The organism is Legionella taurinensis (assembly GCF_900452865.1).
In the GTDB taxonomy this organism is placed as follows: Bacteria; Pseudomonadota; Gammaproteobacteria; order Legionellales; family Legionellaceae; genus Legionella_C; species Legionella_C taurinensis.
On record NZ_UGOZ01000001.1, the window covers coordinates 737,699 to 752,181 of the forward strand.

The window sequence follows — 14,483 nt, forward strand, 5'->3', positions numbered from 1 at the left end:
TTCGTGATTGATAATCTATGAGGCACAAGGAGATATAAAAAATAAGCAAAGTAAATAAGGCTATGTTGAGCCATAGCTTAAGCTCTCGATCTTTGCAGATATTTATCATTTACTTCCACCCCATAACATAAAAAGACCAAGTGATAATAGAAAGGTCAATAATAATACACAGCAAGAGGTGGAATCGCAACAAAATGATCATTACTTAACCAGGATTCCCTGCGTGAGGCTATAAACAACCACTAGAAAGGTTTTAGGGTTAGAATTGGTTGTGTAATTTTTTCCTTCGGTTTATTAGCGCTCAAATATCAAATTATTTATTGGGATAAGTGATTTTAATGCTACGCAATTTGCAAATGAAATTAAATTTGACTATAATTTCATTTGAAAGGAGGTGTGCCAATGAAAACTTCAAATAATATACTTCATCAAGAAGAAAATGTTTTGACTAAAGCTGTAAGCAACGTGGCAAAATTTTATTCTTTAACTGGAAAGGATTTAAGCAAAATAATTGGTATAAGCGAATCTAGTGCCTCCCGTATTAGTCAAGGGACTAAATTAATTTCACCTCATACTAAGGAGGGCGAAATGGCTTTATTACTTTTAAGAGTATACCGAAGTCTAAATGCAATGGTTGGAAATAATCACGAAAAGGCTAAGTTATGGCTGAATAGTCAGAATAAATACTTTAGAAATACACCAATTGAGGAAATAAAAACTATTCCAGGTTTAATTGGTGTACTTAATTATCTAGATGCAATGCGCGGAAAACTATGAGTATATGGACAGAATCTGAAGGAATAAAATTAGTTAAAAGCCTTAATTTGGAACCATGGAGAATGGTTGAGTCTCAACATATTTCAAGTTCCCGAGACTTGGTTGAAAGTAGGGAAGAGCACGATCTCTTAGAGGAATTGCTAGAAAATTCAAAGCCGAGAATAGCAAATAATAAGCACTATTTAATCTATACTCCTTTCAGATATCCACCACTTAAGTATGGATCTAGATTTGGTAATACTTATGAACAATCTCTTTGGTATGGTTCTATAAATCTCCTTACGGCATTAGCAGAAGTTGCCTTTTACCGTCTAAAATTTTTTGCTGATACTTCAGCTGATCTCGAGTATATTGAAATTCCAATGACAGCTTTTAAAGCATATATACAAACAGAAAATGGTATTGATCTAACAACACCTCATTTTAAAAAATACCAAGATAGAATTTCTAATAAAACAAGTTATGCGGATAGTCAGAAGCTGGGTGCAGAGATGAGGGATGCAAATATAGAAGCTTTTATTTTTACTTCAGCAAGAGATAAGACGTTTGGAAAAAATGTGGCTGCATTTACACCAGATGTATTTAAGATGAAGGATAATCAATATATAGCAGATATGCAAAATTGGCGTTGTATTGCGAATCAAAATATTATTGAATTTACTCGAGATGAAGTTCTGTGTAGAAAACACCACCAATTTTTTAAAGAAGAATTTGAATGAAGGGTTTCGCGCATATCCAGTCTGATATATTAAAAAATTAAAATTCATGCGCAATAAATTAACCGATAAAGAAAGCTGACGGAAGCTATTCAGCAGATTGTTGACTCAGGACTACATTATCCTCCCTCATTACCTCAAATCATTAATACCTATTTTGGGCGAAAGGATATCTCCTTTGAGGAAGAGATACGAAATTCCATGTATCCTCAGTTTGAAAATGCACAATTTGAATTTGACGAGGATTGATATTAATCATCATTCACCAAAACCCTCGATTTTCTTCCCGATGAACGAGCCGAGAATGGTTTAATGGAGGTTAGAAAAATTCCTGGCTTTCATGACGAGCCACTTAAGGGAAACAGAGTAGGGCAGCGTTCAATACGATTAAGTAGAGCCTACCGAGCTATTTATGAGCTAGGCCAACAAGGCAAAATGGAGATCGTTGAAATTGTGGAGGTGAATAAACATGATTACTAAACAATCCAAAGATTCAATGCAATACATTGAATCGTTAGTGGGACAAAAGCTTACTCTTGGCAGTTTTCTCATGTCTATTCGCCAAGGCGACGGAGAGATCCAGGCCGCATTTGCTAAAACATTGGGTATATCACGACAAAATTGATGTGGTTCAATTGATTTGGACATACCAGTTAAGAGATAATTTGCTTAATTGGAGGTCACAATGTCTACAAGAAGAAAATATACAAAGGAATTTAAACTGGATGCGGTTAGCTTAGTAACTGAACAAGGATACGCATGTTTAGACGCTGCCAGGAGCTTGGGAATTAATTCGAATATTTTGAGTCGCTGGATTCGAGAGGCAGCAGAGAATAATGAAAATGCTTTTCGTGGAAATGGTAAATTGACGGAAGAGCAACTTGAGATTCGCCAGTTACGAGAAGAAGTCAGAAGGCTGACAATGGAGAAAGAAATACTAAAAAAAGCCACGGTCTTCTTTGCGAAAGAAGCGAAATAAAATATTCGTTTATCGCCCAACACAAGAAGACCTGGCCGGTTGGCATGATGTGCCACCTCATGGGCGTTACTCCTTCTGGATACTATAGTTATCAAAAGCGGAAACAAACAAACCCGAACAATGAACCAGAACATCAAGAGCTATTGGAGTGGGTTAAAAAAATCTCGGAATCCAGCAAGTTCTCGTATGGAAATCGCAGGATAAGGAAAGCACTGAATGCTCTTGGTTATCCGGTTGGTCGAAGAAAAACCCGTAGTTTGATGCGTGAGGCTGGTATTTTTGTTCGATATAAAAAGAAATACAAAGTGACAACAAACAGCAATCACAAGCAACCTGTTTTTGATAATGTGTTAAACAGGAGGTTTCAGGTCAATGAGCCCAATCGTGCCTATGTGTCCGATATTACTTATATCTCAACCCATGAGGGCTGGTTATACCTGACCGTGGTGATTGATTTGTTTTCTCGGAAAGTAGTGGGTTGGAACATGAGTTCGAGAATGAAGACTGATACGGTTTGTGATGCATTAACAATGGCCATTTGGCAGAGAAATCCAAGTTCAGGCCTTATTGTGCATTCCGACAGAGGCTCACAATATGCCAGTAAACAATATCGTGACCTTCTCAATCAATATGGTCTAGTGGGCAGCATGAGCAAAAAAGGTGACTGCTGGGACAATAGCGTTGCTGAAAGTTTTTTCGGTCGCTTGAAAGACGAGCGAGTACATTGGCGTAATTATCAAACCCGGAAGGAGGCAAAGCAGGATATCCTCGATTACATTACTATCTTTTATAACAATCAAAGATTACATTCGTCTTTGGATTATCAAAGCCCAAATCAATTTGAAAACCACTATTGGGGGCTATTGAAAAAAGTGGCTTAACTGGAGTGTACAAATTTGGTTGACCACGTCAAATCTATGTGACATTGAGCATGGGCGGCGATTTGTAAGTCCTAAAATGGCAGCCGAATATGCTGAGAAGTTAGGTTACTCCAAAAAGCAATTCGTTCGACTTTGTTTGCAGGATTTGCTTGATCGAGAAGGCTTGACACTAATTGTCGATGTGGAAAATGCAGCTTAATTATTTAGGTAAAAAGATGCCTTTAATACTGGTTCTACTTCTTTCCATCTTTTCTATTACCGTAAAAGCTCTGCCTGTATTCACGGCATCATCCGAGGTTGAGCGATTAATCAGTCGTGGTATTGATGCTGCTGGTGGTGAGGATGCGTTAATGCAGATGCAGTCGATATCTCGGTATGGTTCTATCACGTTGTATAAGGGAGGCATACCAGAACGATATAACTACCATACCGCCCTTATTTACTTTAAAAAACTGCATGAGGAAATCAAAGGCCGTAACATCGTTGTTGATCGGGGTACCGATGGCAATGTCTTTTGGTTTTGGACGGGCAGCCAATACGATTATGTTAATGAGGAGTGGTTAAAGGATTATATGTTGGAGACCATTGAGCGTGCTAATCGCGATCTGCTATGGTTAGAAAAAGAATATGTTCATCTACAAATCACCACAGAACAGCCCGATTGGGTACCTATTAATAATCAATGCATTAAAGGAACAAAACGAAAGGAATCTGAGATGCGCCTTTATTGTTTTGATTCTAAAACTGGTTTATTAAGTGCTCTTGGCAGTAATGAAGAATACCGCTTGGTTGATGACTGGCGGAGTGTAGGTAACATTAAGTTACCATTTCGTTTGCAGCATTACCGTGAGGGCAAATTATCCTACACAATCCAATTAAATCGGGCCGAATTAAATCAAACAATGGATGATAACGAGTTTAATTTTCCAGTTTCTAATTAGATTAAAACTCCAGCTAATGAATCAGCTGAGGACCAGATGGCATTAAGGGACACAAGAAAGGTTGTTTTAGTAAATTACATAGGACAGTTTAGATCCGCTCTTCGATTTAACGCTTACCACTCTTCCCGTCCACCCACTAACAGAGAAAGCGGCCATAGACGGAGGGCGCGCATAAAAAGTGCAGGGGGACAATTTGATGATTATGAATTAGGCAAATTATATACTGACGTAAAGGGGTATTGTTATTGGTGTGGGCAGTGTACCCGAAATAAAATGTGGCATGCAGACCATTATGTTCCTTTGGCACTTGGGGGGCCTAATTGTATTGAAAATATCGTTATATCCTGTCCAACATGTAATTTCAAAAAGGGAGCGCAAGATCCAATAGGATTTGCCAAAAAAATTAACAAACAAGAGGGCGAAGAAAAAAGAGAGTTAATATTCGCCATTGCAAAAATTAATCGTAAACAATACGAAGATAATTGTAAAAAAATTAGAAACAAACCTTTAGTCATTACTGTTTGCTATCTAGATAGGATTAACGCATATGGATTCATGTTTTCCCAATTTAACAGAGATGTTATGCATGTATTTAACAGCTATTATGAAAAAACGCCCAGCCAAATGATGTTTAATCACTATAGTTCTGGTTTTGGACAGAATGTTTGGCTGATAGATAAAAGTGTATTTGACTTAATATTCAACACGTTGATTGGCTTAAATGATAAAAATATTAAATTTCAATTTATAAGAATTATAACAACGAGAGAACAGAGCCCCCCTTCTTCAGATAATTTTTTAACTCCGATATTTACTAGGGATTCAATGCGTAAGCAGACTTTCGCCCCTGCCAGTTCCACAATTTGCAGTGCCGAAAACGTGACGTAACTGTGACAGTATAACGCTGTTTTTGGTCATTTTTGGCTGTTTTTTAGGGGTTGTGACGCATCGCAAGTTATTGATTTTATTGTAAATTATAAAAGGAGTATAGGCTTCGAACTGACCTATCCCCTCAATTAGTACCAGTTTCTCGATGAGAAAACCAACATTAAGCCACCTGTTGAGCAAAGTCCACTGGTGGAAAATAATTTAATGCACTATGTGGCCTCACATGGTTGTAATGATGCCGCCATTTACCAATTTCAAAACGCGCCTCTTCCAATGTTCTAAACCAATTTTGGTTGAGGCATTCGTTACGGAATTTCCCATTAAGGCTTTCAACGAAACCGTTTTGTGTTGGTTTGCCAGGCTGGATAAAGTTCAACCGTACATTGGTTGATTTAGACCAGAAAAACATAGCCTTAGAGGTAAATTCGGTGCCATTGTCACAGACAATCTGTTCAGGGTAACCGCGCTCTTCACCAAGTTGTTCTAAAAAGCGTGTAACTTGTTGTCCAGAAATAGAGAGTGCAACAAGTTGCCCCAACAGTTCGCGGTTAAAATTGTCAATGACGTTCAATACACGAAAACGACGACCACTCGCCAATTGGTCCGAGACAAAGTCCATCGACCAACGCTTGTTCTTCTGAGTTGGCACATCCATAATCAAGCGAGGACGTTGGAGTTTTTTTCGTGTTTTAGTACGAATCTGCAGACCTTCCTCAAGGTAAATCCGATAGGTGCGCTTCTTGTTCTGAACTAAACCTTCTCTTCGTAACAAGCTATGCAGCAACAAATAGCCATAACGAGGATATTGAACGGCCAACTCTTTCATACGTGCTTTCAACCCATCATCCGAGCGTTTTTTCTTTAGGTAGCGGTACGCCGTGCGACTTAGCCCAACCAGTTTGCAGGCAACTCGCTCACTGAGCTTAAAGTGAGTTACCAAATGCTTTGCAACACGTTTCTTACTGGTGGGCTTTACCACTTTTTTGAAACAACGTCCTTTAGCGCTTCATTCTCCAGTAGCTTTTCTGCAAGAAGTTTTTTCAGCTTCTGGTTCTCTGATTCCAGCTCGCGTAAGCGCTTCGCTTCGTTGACCTCTAAGCCCGCATACTTGCTACGCCAATTATAGAAGCAACCGCTTGTTATCCCCATACTACGACAGATATCACCAACCTTAGCGCCAGCCTCATGCTCTTTGATTGCTTTGATTATCTGCTCTTCGCTGTAACGTCTTTTCATTTTGAGTTCTCCATTGTCACAATTTTAATGGATTTCTCATCTTTGTCATGGGCTTATTTTTGGGGGATAGGTCAATGACAGGTTCTACCGCTTTCCAGCCCTCCGCCACAAGATTTTTTGCAGTTTGAACGCAATGATCAATGACGCCTATTTCATTCAGCAAAACGACCACCTGATTCAACGCCTCTCTTTTTTTATGAATTAAACTCTCATAGAGCCACCGCCGCTGAGACGCGTCTAATTGCGTGATGGCAAGAGCAATCGGTATGGTAATTTTCCCAGACATGACATCTTCTTCCAGGGCGCGCGCATCGCCGCGGTAAGCCCTCACATCATCCATGTATTGGTAGGCTAAACCTACATTCAGTGCATAATGACCCACTTGGGTCACTTGTTCCTCTGACGCATGCCCCAAAATAGCACCGATTTCCGCCAATGATTTGATATTGAGCCCCGTTTTTAAATTGTGCGTAGCCTCGATTGCCTTTAATAAGTCGGTATTATCACCCTGATCAACAGCCTGGAGCAGCAGATCCTGCATACCGGCTATGTCTGCACATTGACCCACAATAGACGAAACAGCGGTATCAAAATAAATTTTATAAATTTTTAACAGTTGCTCTGGGGTTAAGTTCGTTGTGTTCATAAGGCGATTGAAAAGAAAATACCCCAATAACCCCCCATTGATGGCTCTGTCTATCCCGTATAATTCATGAACCGTTGGTTTACCACGCCTTAATTTGGAATTATCCTGAATGTCATCAAAAATCAGCGTGGAAGACTGCAGTATTTCTGCGATTACTGGCCACTCCCGGCACTGCTCAGAGTTACCACCTACTGCATTGATCACCACAAGACAAAAGAAAGAGCGCCAGCCTTTGCCTTTACGGAGTAGCATGTCGCGCAAAGGATTGACCCCCGCATCGTAAATTTTAACAGCAGACACATTGTGAATAATTTGTTGCAACTGTTCATCTTTAACCAAGGTCATCCCGAGATCGCTTGCCTGTGCGGGTAAATAGTAACGGTTAATCTCGTTCAAGACTAATCCCGCCATCTCCTCCATCAACCGGGTCTTACTTCGGAGAATTTTTTCGTTGTTTCCATAAATCTCAACAAATCCCACTCCCTCGGTCTCTTTCATGTTCTCTCGGTAACGAATGTTGATAACACCCTCGTAAAAAGCGAACGCAGTGAGGATTGTGATCACCTCCTGGTTATCAATCAAGGCTTCAATATACAATTCTGCATCGCACTCATCGAGTTTGATTTGCCATTTCACAGGATAGGTATTTAACGTGCGGTTACTCTGCCAGGTATCGAGCACTTGAATTGAAAAATGGGTATACGTTTTATAATTACCTACCTCGTCAATCACTTTAGCAATGGATTCAACGACCTCTGCTGTTTCTTTATCAAACACTTGATAAATGGAAAGTTGACGACCATCCTCCAGTTGAATGGAAAACCATATCCAACCTTTGTCTCCGATGGCTTTAGTGGATTTTTTATTATTAAGACTGAATTCATGATCGTACCAGCCCATGCCTTCAATTTCCTTATTATTTAACCTCCCCTTGACTGAGCCGTGGGGGATAAAATAATAAAACATCTGATCAACATTGTCATAATCACCCAATAAAGCGATACCCTCTTGACCATGCCGAATCGTTTTTTTATCCATGCAAAACTCTAAATAGAGCACCTGCGAGTCATGATTAATTTCAATGCAATACAAACCGTCTTTTTTAAAAAAACTGGATTCACCAAAGTGTGCGGCAAAATTTTCTTCATTCACTTCAAAGTCAATAGGCATAGACACATCAGGATAAATTTCTCTATTTTGCTCCATCATATCCGCAAGGTAATCCAACAGTTCATTTTTTCCTGTGCTTTCTCTGATTTTTTTGCTGTACCGTTTGGGTATTTCTTCATCGCAAATCGCCCAGTGCTGATGAGTTTTAGTTTCATGGTCAACCAGAACGTAAATAATAAACAGGTTGTCATCGAGTGAATTTTGCGCTTTGACTTTGAAAAAACTAAAGAAAAAACTGTATTTTTTCAAACTTACTTTTTCATGAAAGTGGGTATTGAAATACCACCATTCAATTTTGGAGGGGTGAGGTAGATCCTGGATCCTTAAGTCAATTTCCTTATCAAAATAAGGAATATTGTTTTCCTGACAACACTGAACAAATGCCTTGTTTCCTCTCATCATGTTCATTAACAACCTTATTTTGAAGAAAAATCAATAACTCAAATGGTTTACTGAATAATCTTTTATTTTTTGTTTAAATTTTATTCACACATGATTTTAAGTGTAGCTTATCCTTTCAATGTTCGCCAATGCATGACATCTTTCTTTTCGTTGGCCATCCTCGGGCTTTCTATTCCTCCCAACCGTCTAACATAATCTTTCCGCCAGGCGATCATTGTCTTGGGATGTGTGCACGGCCCTCTTTATTATCACAACCTGCTGAAATTAAACATAAACCCGTATTTGTATTAGTTAAAATTTCCACCTATGGCTGCTCCAGCAGTTGGTGATTGAACAGCATCATCCCTTCCTGGTGGGAGGGATTTTTTATGCTTCACATAAATCCGACAACACCTCGGAGCGAATTTCTCTGAATCGATTGTACTCATCGACAAACACCACGGTTGGCTAAAGGAGTCGAAGTTAACTAAGATTCCAAAATATAAACACTCAGCATTATGTGTGAGAAACAACCTATGATTTTGACAGGGAATGGGGGTACGTATACACCAGGCCAAGAAGAGGTTTAGGCGTAATGTAAACCGTCCAAATTTCCGAACATTATTAATCAACTCGTGTTTCATTCGGATTTGTAACTAATTCGAATAATTTGAAAATTGCCTGTCAGTAATCTAGGTGTTGATAACAGTGGTCGATTATTTAAATCGAAAAAATTTGAAGACTAGGCTTCAGTAATTTTTAATGCCTGTGTCAATTCACTGAATACTTCCGCTGGAATATTGCCTTTATGCGTTAAAATAAGCTTTTCCAAAATGGTTTTGACCGTTCTTTTGTCAACAACAAATTCTGAAACGATTGGATGAAACAACGCAAGATCAACTTCCATCATTCGTTTAGCAATCCCTTTCATTTGAAAAATCTCATCTTTTGAAGGAGCTGGGATTGCCTTTATCATTTCTGAAAGTTTTTGCCATCTGGCCTTACCATTTGCATCTTGCTTAAGCCATGCTCTACCATAACTAGCGAGTAGATTCCAGTAACTGGCAAGTACACTCCGGAATCGATGAGGTACTCCAAATTCACGATATAAGCCTAGTAAATTCCCTGGGTTTGCAGCCTTTAGCGCTTCTTTTGCATTCACTCCATCTACAGCTGTATCATTTCCTTTGTAGTAGTCAATATTTATAATTCTCGCACCAAATTTTCCGGCAATCATTTGTAAAGCAAGAAATTTTGTAAAGTTCTGAAAATCGGTAGAACCCGCATTTATTATTAAGTCTGCCTTACCATTCACTAAACCTGCCACAACGTCGGGTAACTCATCATATCTTGCATTGTAGGCTTTAGCCCGTTTAGAAAGTAATCGTTTATCTATAGTTGCTGCAGCTTTTTCAGCCAAAGGCGGATAAATTTCTACAAGTACCGCACTTGTTTGGCTTCTGTTACTTACTATTTCAAGTGTAATCTGACCTTCTCCACTACCCATTTCATAGATTAAAACGGGTTCATTTTTTCCCCTGGTTGCAATTATTTCTTCAACTATTGTATTAATAACTCTACCAAATAGTGCTTTATTTGGACTTGTCTCACCTCCCCAATCATAAGCTAATGCCATCGTTTCAATTTGTTCAGGACTCATTTTTGGAGATGGAATATAGTTTAGGATTTCCGTGATGAGTTGCTGCATTAATTTAACACAATCAGCCTGCTGATCTAATTTATCAGCATCATTTAACTGTTGAATAAGTTGTTGTAATTTTTGTTTATTTTCTAACAAATGATCAGCTAATTCGGCGCTCTGGCCATCTGGCGGTTGTTGTACATTCATACACTTGAATAGTTAATATAACCTTTCAAAAGTGTGGGTCTTTGGAGAGTTATTGTCAAATTTGGGGGCACAGCTTAAGTGGCATTCTTTTTTGAGCTGCCTGCTCCCATACCTTACTTTTATTCATTTCCACCTAAGACAGCCGGACCAAACGAATCATCAATTACAATCAGCCAATGGTGCCGTTTTAATGGAAATCCCATCATTTTATGGTCTTGTTTTTTAGGGGGGAGAGGTGACTATTTAGTCAGCCCAAGAATAGAATCGAAATCATCAATGAGCTCTTGCATCGCCACAAAGGCTGTTGCCATATTTTGTGAAGAGAGGCTCTGGGTTCTGTAATCCATCTCATGTGATACGGATTGTTTCGGCGCAATCAGATCTTCGATAATACGTTTTAATGCCCCTCGCTTCATATGAATAGGGGAATAGGGAGTGTAGAAAAATTTCATGTTGATGCCACTTGAAAACAAGGTTGGCATGGAGAGATAGGCCTTGCAGGACCCTTTGGCATTGGTCGATAAGGTAAAATGGGGAGGTGGTAATTCAAAACCATAGATAGCTCGAATAAAATAGCGATACAAGGTGTTGTTCACTTTATTAAAATCAGTCTCCACTTCAGAGCGTAATTGGTTATCGAGGTGTTCGCGGTCTGATGCCGACATGGCTTGGAAACGATGCCAAAGGGAATATAAAGGAATAGGGGAGATTTCAAAAATCAATTTTCGATTACCAGCGTTGTAAGGCCAGGTTTGCATAAAATCAATTAAACGTTGCCCATATTGATGTAGTACTGAAGTCGAATTGCTATCCATTATGGCCTCCAGGCCAACAAAATAAGGATCAATTTGCATTTTTTTATAAGCGTCTTGCAAGGGTTGGCTAATGTAGGTCAAATAATAACGGGTCATCGTCTGGATGTATTCTGGACTTCTAGTTAAGGCAAGGCCAAGGGGGGGAGCGGCATCGATGATGTTTTGGCCCCCGAGTTCAAAAAAATTGAGAAGCAATTGACAATACGAGATAAACGTTTTTTCAGCATAATCGGCAAAATCGATTTTACCTGGGTTTTTGTTGTGCCTATTATACGCCAGTATGTAGGCTGAACGGGTTCCTCCTGGGCTGATTACTCCCGTTAATCCTTCAGGAAAATGAGACCTCACGCGGTTTGCAAAGTCAGTCTCATCTGTTTTGTTACTCATTACTCAGCTCCTCGGGACTACTGGCTCAATATTACAACTATAGCATCCAATGCCATTTCAGCCTCAATGAGCGTATTTGCACTGAAAAATGCGTTTTAAATCAGTCAGCACATGAAGCCAGAATTTGCACCCTCATTGACCACCAGACAATCAGATAAACAATGGGCAAGCAGTGCACTTGGATAAAAAATCTCAAGAACTCATTAAATCCTTATGGTATCCTGATCCATTCATTATGACATTCTACCTGTTTCGAAGCAGAGCGGACGGTAAATAGAAGCGTTATACTTAAAACCATTCTCTTTGAGCAGGATACCTTTATCGAAGATGATCTAAGGCAGTGGTACCTTAAATACGGTGAAACAATAAATCAGCCAATTACTCAACAGACAGGCCGTTTCTTTAAACCTCATGAGACAAGCTCCCATGCCCTGGTGATAAAACTCTGTAAGGATTTTGGCTTTGACGAGAAGCGAGTAATGAATAAGCCTGAGAAGAATTATTCTGCCGGGAAAGAGGAGATGGCTGCGGCACTACCGTGCTAAGCCGGGGTTCGGCACACAGACCGAATCACCGGGGTATGGCGGTCTTGAGGCAGCTCTGAAAACGGGAGGTTAGCACGGGTGATTGGTAACGACGCGCAGTTTGATGAATATCACTTCATGACCAACCTCAACAATCAGATTGGCTATTCGAAACACATGAATGTGATCAAGTTGGCTTAAATCGATTCCCTCTTGGAGTTCTTATATATGAAACATGAAGAATATCATCGAATAGAACGAATTGGCTGGTTGCGTGCTGCAGTTTTGGGTGCGAATGACGGTATTATCTCTACAGCTAGCTTGTTGATTGGTGTTGCTGCTGCCCATACGCCCTATAATGGGATATTTGTAGCAGGGATTGCCGGTTTAATTGCGGGGGCCATGTCGATGGCTGCAGGTGAATATATATCAGTAAGCTCTCAAGCGGATACAGAAAAATCAGCTTTACAGCGTGAGAAGAAAGAACTCGAAGAGAGCTTACCGAATGAAGTTGAAGAGTTAACCGCTATATACGTTAATCGTGGATTGGAACGCAGTTTTGCCCAGGAAGTTGTGAAACAATTGATGTCCAAAGATGCACTGGGCGCTCATGCTCGCGACGAGCTTGGTATTACAGAAATAACAACGGCGCGCCCACTTCAGGCTGCAATTTTTTCTGCCGGCAGTTTTACGCTTGGCTCATTATTACCTTTGTTAATTATTTTTCTTGTTCCTAGAATCTACCTTATTCCATCCGTATCAATAATGGCGGTTCTATTTTTAGCATTACTCGGAGCAATGGCTGCAAAAGTTGGCGGAGCTCCAATAGCATTAGGATCATTGCGCGTTGTAATCTGGGGGACAATAGCGATGATTGTAAGTGCAGGCATTGGCTCACTGTTAGGTATAGCAGTATAAAATAGACTCGGTCTGCAATGGCAAGTAACCACCTGGTTGGGATTAAAACAGCCTATGTCAGCGATGAGGTGAATTAGGAACACGGCAATACCCTGAAAAACCTGCACAACGAGCTTTTTCAAGCCCGAACGGGATCAATACAGGCTCCTTGCTACCAGGCTGAGTTTGTCCATATCGCTGACCCAGACCCGGTAGTTAGGAAAGATGACAGGGATACTCAGCCTTGGAGTGAGGTGTTTATTCCCGGAGTGTCCATACTTGATTGTTCGGCAAGCCTCATTTTAAAGAAACCTGCGTATTGCATAACCATTTTGAGAAGATCGTGATTAGCACCGTCTTTGAAAAATAAATGGGCTGGGTTGGGGTTGGATTTATCCGCCTGGTTATCGCCGACTACGGCTAAGAATTGCAAGGATGGAGCAAGCGCTGCGCTCTGCAATAAAGCATGAATTTCTTTCAATCGCGCCAGGCTTTCCTGATGAGTCCTGGCTACCTCATCAGGTGAGGTAGTTGCAATGTAAAATTCAGGGTTATACTTCGCTCTGTATTCTTCGAGAGCTTGCAAAAACAGCGGTTCGTTTTCAACATGGTCAGAAATGGTTTGACCAATCAGTCGAATTAAATCAAGGACAGGGTCCAGATTCCCATCGTGTAAAGCTTCAATGGCATGCTCAATTTGTTCAAAAGAAATTAAATCTCTTATTTGAGTAAAATCGTTGGCTTGCCTTGAGTTGCCAAGCGCAGGCATGCGGACTTGATAAATCGCTTCCATGAGTAAAGAAATAATATAATTTTTATTTTCAGTCCCTTGCTCTTCTTGAGTTTGCGCCGTTGGAATAGTTAATTCCGTTTTTAATTGAGCAGAAATGACTTTCAATCGTGCCATGGTTTTTTGATGAGATTCAATCAGATGAGCTGGCTTATGAGTATAATAGGTCACGGGGTTATGGCGCGCCACATCATAAACACGCTGATATTGATATAACTCTTCATAAAAGACATAGTCATTTTCTTCGCAGACCCCGATACGTTTAGTAATTTCTTTAATCAGTAAGAGGATGGTGTCGATATCGCCACTGTCTAATGTTCTCATGGTTTTTTTAACCATCTTGGCACCGTAATATCCGTACAGAGTCGAATCATGCCAGTCATGCGACTCAGCGGAGTAGCGTTTAAAACGTATAGTAAGTGCTTCGTTGACTAACTGAGCAATTATTTCTCTATTCATGGGGTCGTCCTTAGGATTTAAGAGTATTTATTGTACTAAAAGTTTATTAAGTAATCATTATGTGGGTATTGTATACGATAATGACATAAGAAAAACGAGAAATGCGTTTCCACTTGTCCCTGGGTCGAAATGAGGATGCACCGGCGA

The 14,483-nt window shown here is 40.0% G+C and carries 12 protein-coding genes; 7 read left to right on the forward strand and 5 right to left on the reverse strand.

Annotation, left to right across the window (positions count from 1 at the left end; genetic code table 11):
* Positions 1 to 402: 402 nt before the first annotated feature.
* The 6 genes from DYE45_RS03540 (at position 403) to DYE45_RS03565 (ending at position 5,182) form a co-directional block, all read left to right on the forward strand.
* Positions 403 to 777: an antitoxin Xre/MbcA/ParS toxin-binding domain-containing protein gene (locus DYE45_RS03540; RefSeq protein WP_108293941.1), complete on the forward strand. Its 375-nt coding sequence runs from the start codon at positions 403 to 405 to the stop codon at positions 775 to 777.
* Positions 774 to 1,496: an RES family NAD+ phosphorylase gene (locus tag DYE45_RS03545; protein WP_108293943.1), complete on the forward strand. Its 723-nt coding sequence runs from the start codon at positions 774 to 776 to the stop codon at positions 1,494 to 1,496. Before DYE45_RS03540 ends, DYE45_RS03545 begins: the two co-directional genes overlap by 4 nt.
* A 466-nt stretch (positions 1,497 to 1,962) precedes the next feature.
* Positions 1,963 to 2,118, forward strand: coding sequence for a hypothetical protein (locus DYE45_RS14635; protein ID WP_160160665.1), 156 nt, complete (start codon positions 1,963 to 1,965; stop codon positions 2,116 to 2,118).
* 60 nt (positions 2,119 to 2,178) lie between these two features.
* Positions 2,179 to 3,353 (forward strand): IS3 family transposase gene (locus DYE45_RS03550; RefSeq protein WP_108349036.1). Its coding sequence is split into 2 segments (ribosomal slippage): positions 2,179 to 2,431 and positions 2,431 to 3,353, totalling 1,176 coding nucleotides; the frame shifts between segments, so codons are not numbered across the junction.
* A 179-nt stretch (positions 3,354 to 3,532) separates the two neighbouring features.
* Complete coding sequence (locus DYE45_RS03560; RefSeq protein WP_108293947.1) at positions 3,533 to 4,294, forward strand: hypothetical protein; 762 nt, start codon at positions 3,533 to 3,535, stop codon at positions 4,292 to 4,294.
* Positions 4,295 to 4,330: 36 nt separating this feature from the next.
* The gene (locus tag DYE45_RS03565) at positions 4,331 to 5,182 is read left to right on the forward strand and encodes an HNH endonuclease (protein ID WP_108293949.1); all 852 of its coding nucleotides are present in this window, start codon (positions 4,331 to 4,333) and stop codon (positions 5,180 to 5,182) included.
* Positions 5,183 to 5,342: 160 nt separating this feature from the next.
* Here DYE45_RS03565 and DYE45_RS03570 read toward each other — a convergent pair.
* From DYE45_RS03570 to DYE45_RS03585, 4 genes are all read right to left on the reverse strand, one after another.
* Positions 5,343 to 6,418, reverse strand: a protein-coding gene (locus DYE45_RS03570; RefSeq protein WP_115300371.1) for an IS3 family transposase whose coding sequence is annotated in 2 segments (ribosomal slippage) — positions 5,343 to 6,169 and positions 6,169 to 6,418 — 1,077 coding nt in all. Because the reading frame shifts where the segments join, the coding sequence is not laid out codon by codon here.
* A 16-nt stretch (positions 6,419 to 6,434) separates the two neighbouring features.
* Positions 6,435 to 8,636 carry a lipocalin-like domain-containing protein gene (locus tag DYE45_RS03575; protein WP_160160667.1) on the reverse strand — a complete coding sequence of 734 codons (2,202 nt, stop codon included), beginning with the start codon at positions 8,634 to 8,636 and terminating at the stop codon, positions 6,435 to 6,437.
* Positions 8,637 to 9,357: 721 nt separating this feature from the next.
* The gene (locus DYE45_RS03580) at positions 9,358 to 10,464 is read right to left on the reverse strand and encodes a hypothetical protein (protein ID WP_108293953.1); all 1,107 of its coding nucleotides are present in this window, start codon (positions 10,462 to 10,464) and stop codon (positions 9,358 to 9,360) included.
* A 239-nt stretch (positions 10,465 to 10,703) separates the two neighbouring features.
* A complete protein-coding gene (locus DYE45_RS03585; protein WP_108293955.1) occupies positions 10,704 to 11,666 on the reverse strand; it encodes a hypothetical protein in 963 nt (320 codons plus the stop codon).
* Positions 11,667 to 12,418: 752 nt separating this feature from the next.
* Between DYE45_RS03585 and DYE45_RS03590 the strand changes: the two genes are divergently transcribed.
* Positions 12,419 to 13,108, forward strand: coding sequence for a VIT1/CCC1 transporter family protein (locus tag DYE45_RS03590; RefSeq protein ID WP_108293957.1), 690 nt, complete (start codon positions 12,419 to 12,421; stop codon positions 13,106 to 13,108).
* Between the two features lie 217 nt (positions 13,109 to 13,325).
* On the opposite strand, the gene DYE45_RS03595 is transcribed toward DYE45_RS03590, so the two are convergent.
* On the reverse strand, positions 13,326 to 14,336 hold the full coding sequence (locus DYE45_RS03595; protein ID WP_108293959.1) for a hypothetical protein: 1,011 nt from the start codon (positions 14,334 to 14,336) through the stop codon (positions 13,326 to 13,328).
* Positions 14,337 to 14,483 lie beyond the last annotated feature (147 nt).

Bases quoted from the DNA above. Each gene is read 5' to 3' on its own strand.
- DYE45_RS14635 (WP_160160665.1), top strand. From the start codon at position 1,963: ATGATTACTAAACAATCCAAAGATTCAATGCAATACATTGAATCGTTA.
- DYE45_RS03575 (WP_160160667.1), bottom strand. From the start codon at position 8,636: ATGATGAGAGGAAACAAGGCATTTGTTCAGTGTTGTCAGGAAAACAAT.
- DYE45_RS03580 (WP_108293953.1), bottom strand. From the start codon at position 10,464: ATGAATGTACAACAACCGCCAGATGGCCAGAGCGCCGAATTAGCTGAT.
- DYE45_RS03590 (WP_108293957.1), top strand. From the start codon at position 12,419: ATGAAACATGAAGAATATCATCGAATAGAACGAATTGGCTGGTTGCGT.
- DYE45_RS03595 (WP_108293959.1), bottom strand. From the start codon at position 14,336: ATGAATAGAGAAATAATTGCTCAGTTAGTCAACGAAGCACTTACTATA.
- DYE45_RS03585 (WP_108293955.1), bottom strand. From the start codon at position 11,666: ATGAGTAACAAAACAGATGAGACTGACTTTGCAAACCGCGTGAGGTCT.
- DYE45_RS03540 (WP_108293941.1), top strand. From the start codon at position 403: ATGAAAACTTCAAATAATATACTTCATCAAGAAGAAAATGTTTTGACT.
- DYE45_RS03560 (WP_108293947.1), top strand. From the start codon at position 3,533: ATGTGGAAAATGCAGCTTAATTATTTAGGTAAAAAGATGCCTTTAATA.
- DYE45_RS03545 (WP_108293943.1), top strand. From the start codon at position 774: ATGAGTATATGGACAGAATCTGAAGGAATAAAATTAGTTAAAAGCCTT.
- DYE45_RS03565 (WP_108293949.1), top strand. From the start codon at position 4,331: ATGGCATTAAGGGACACAAGAAAGGTTGTTTTAGTAAATTACATAGGA.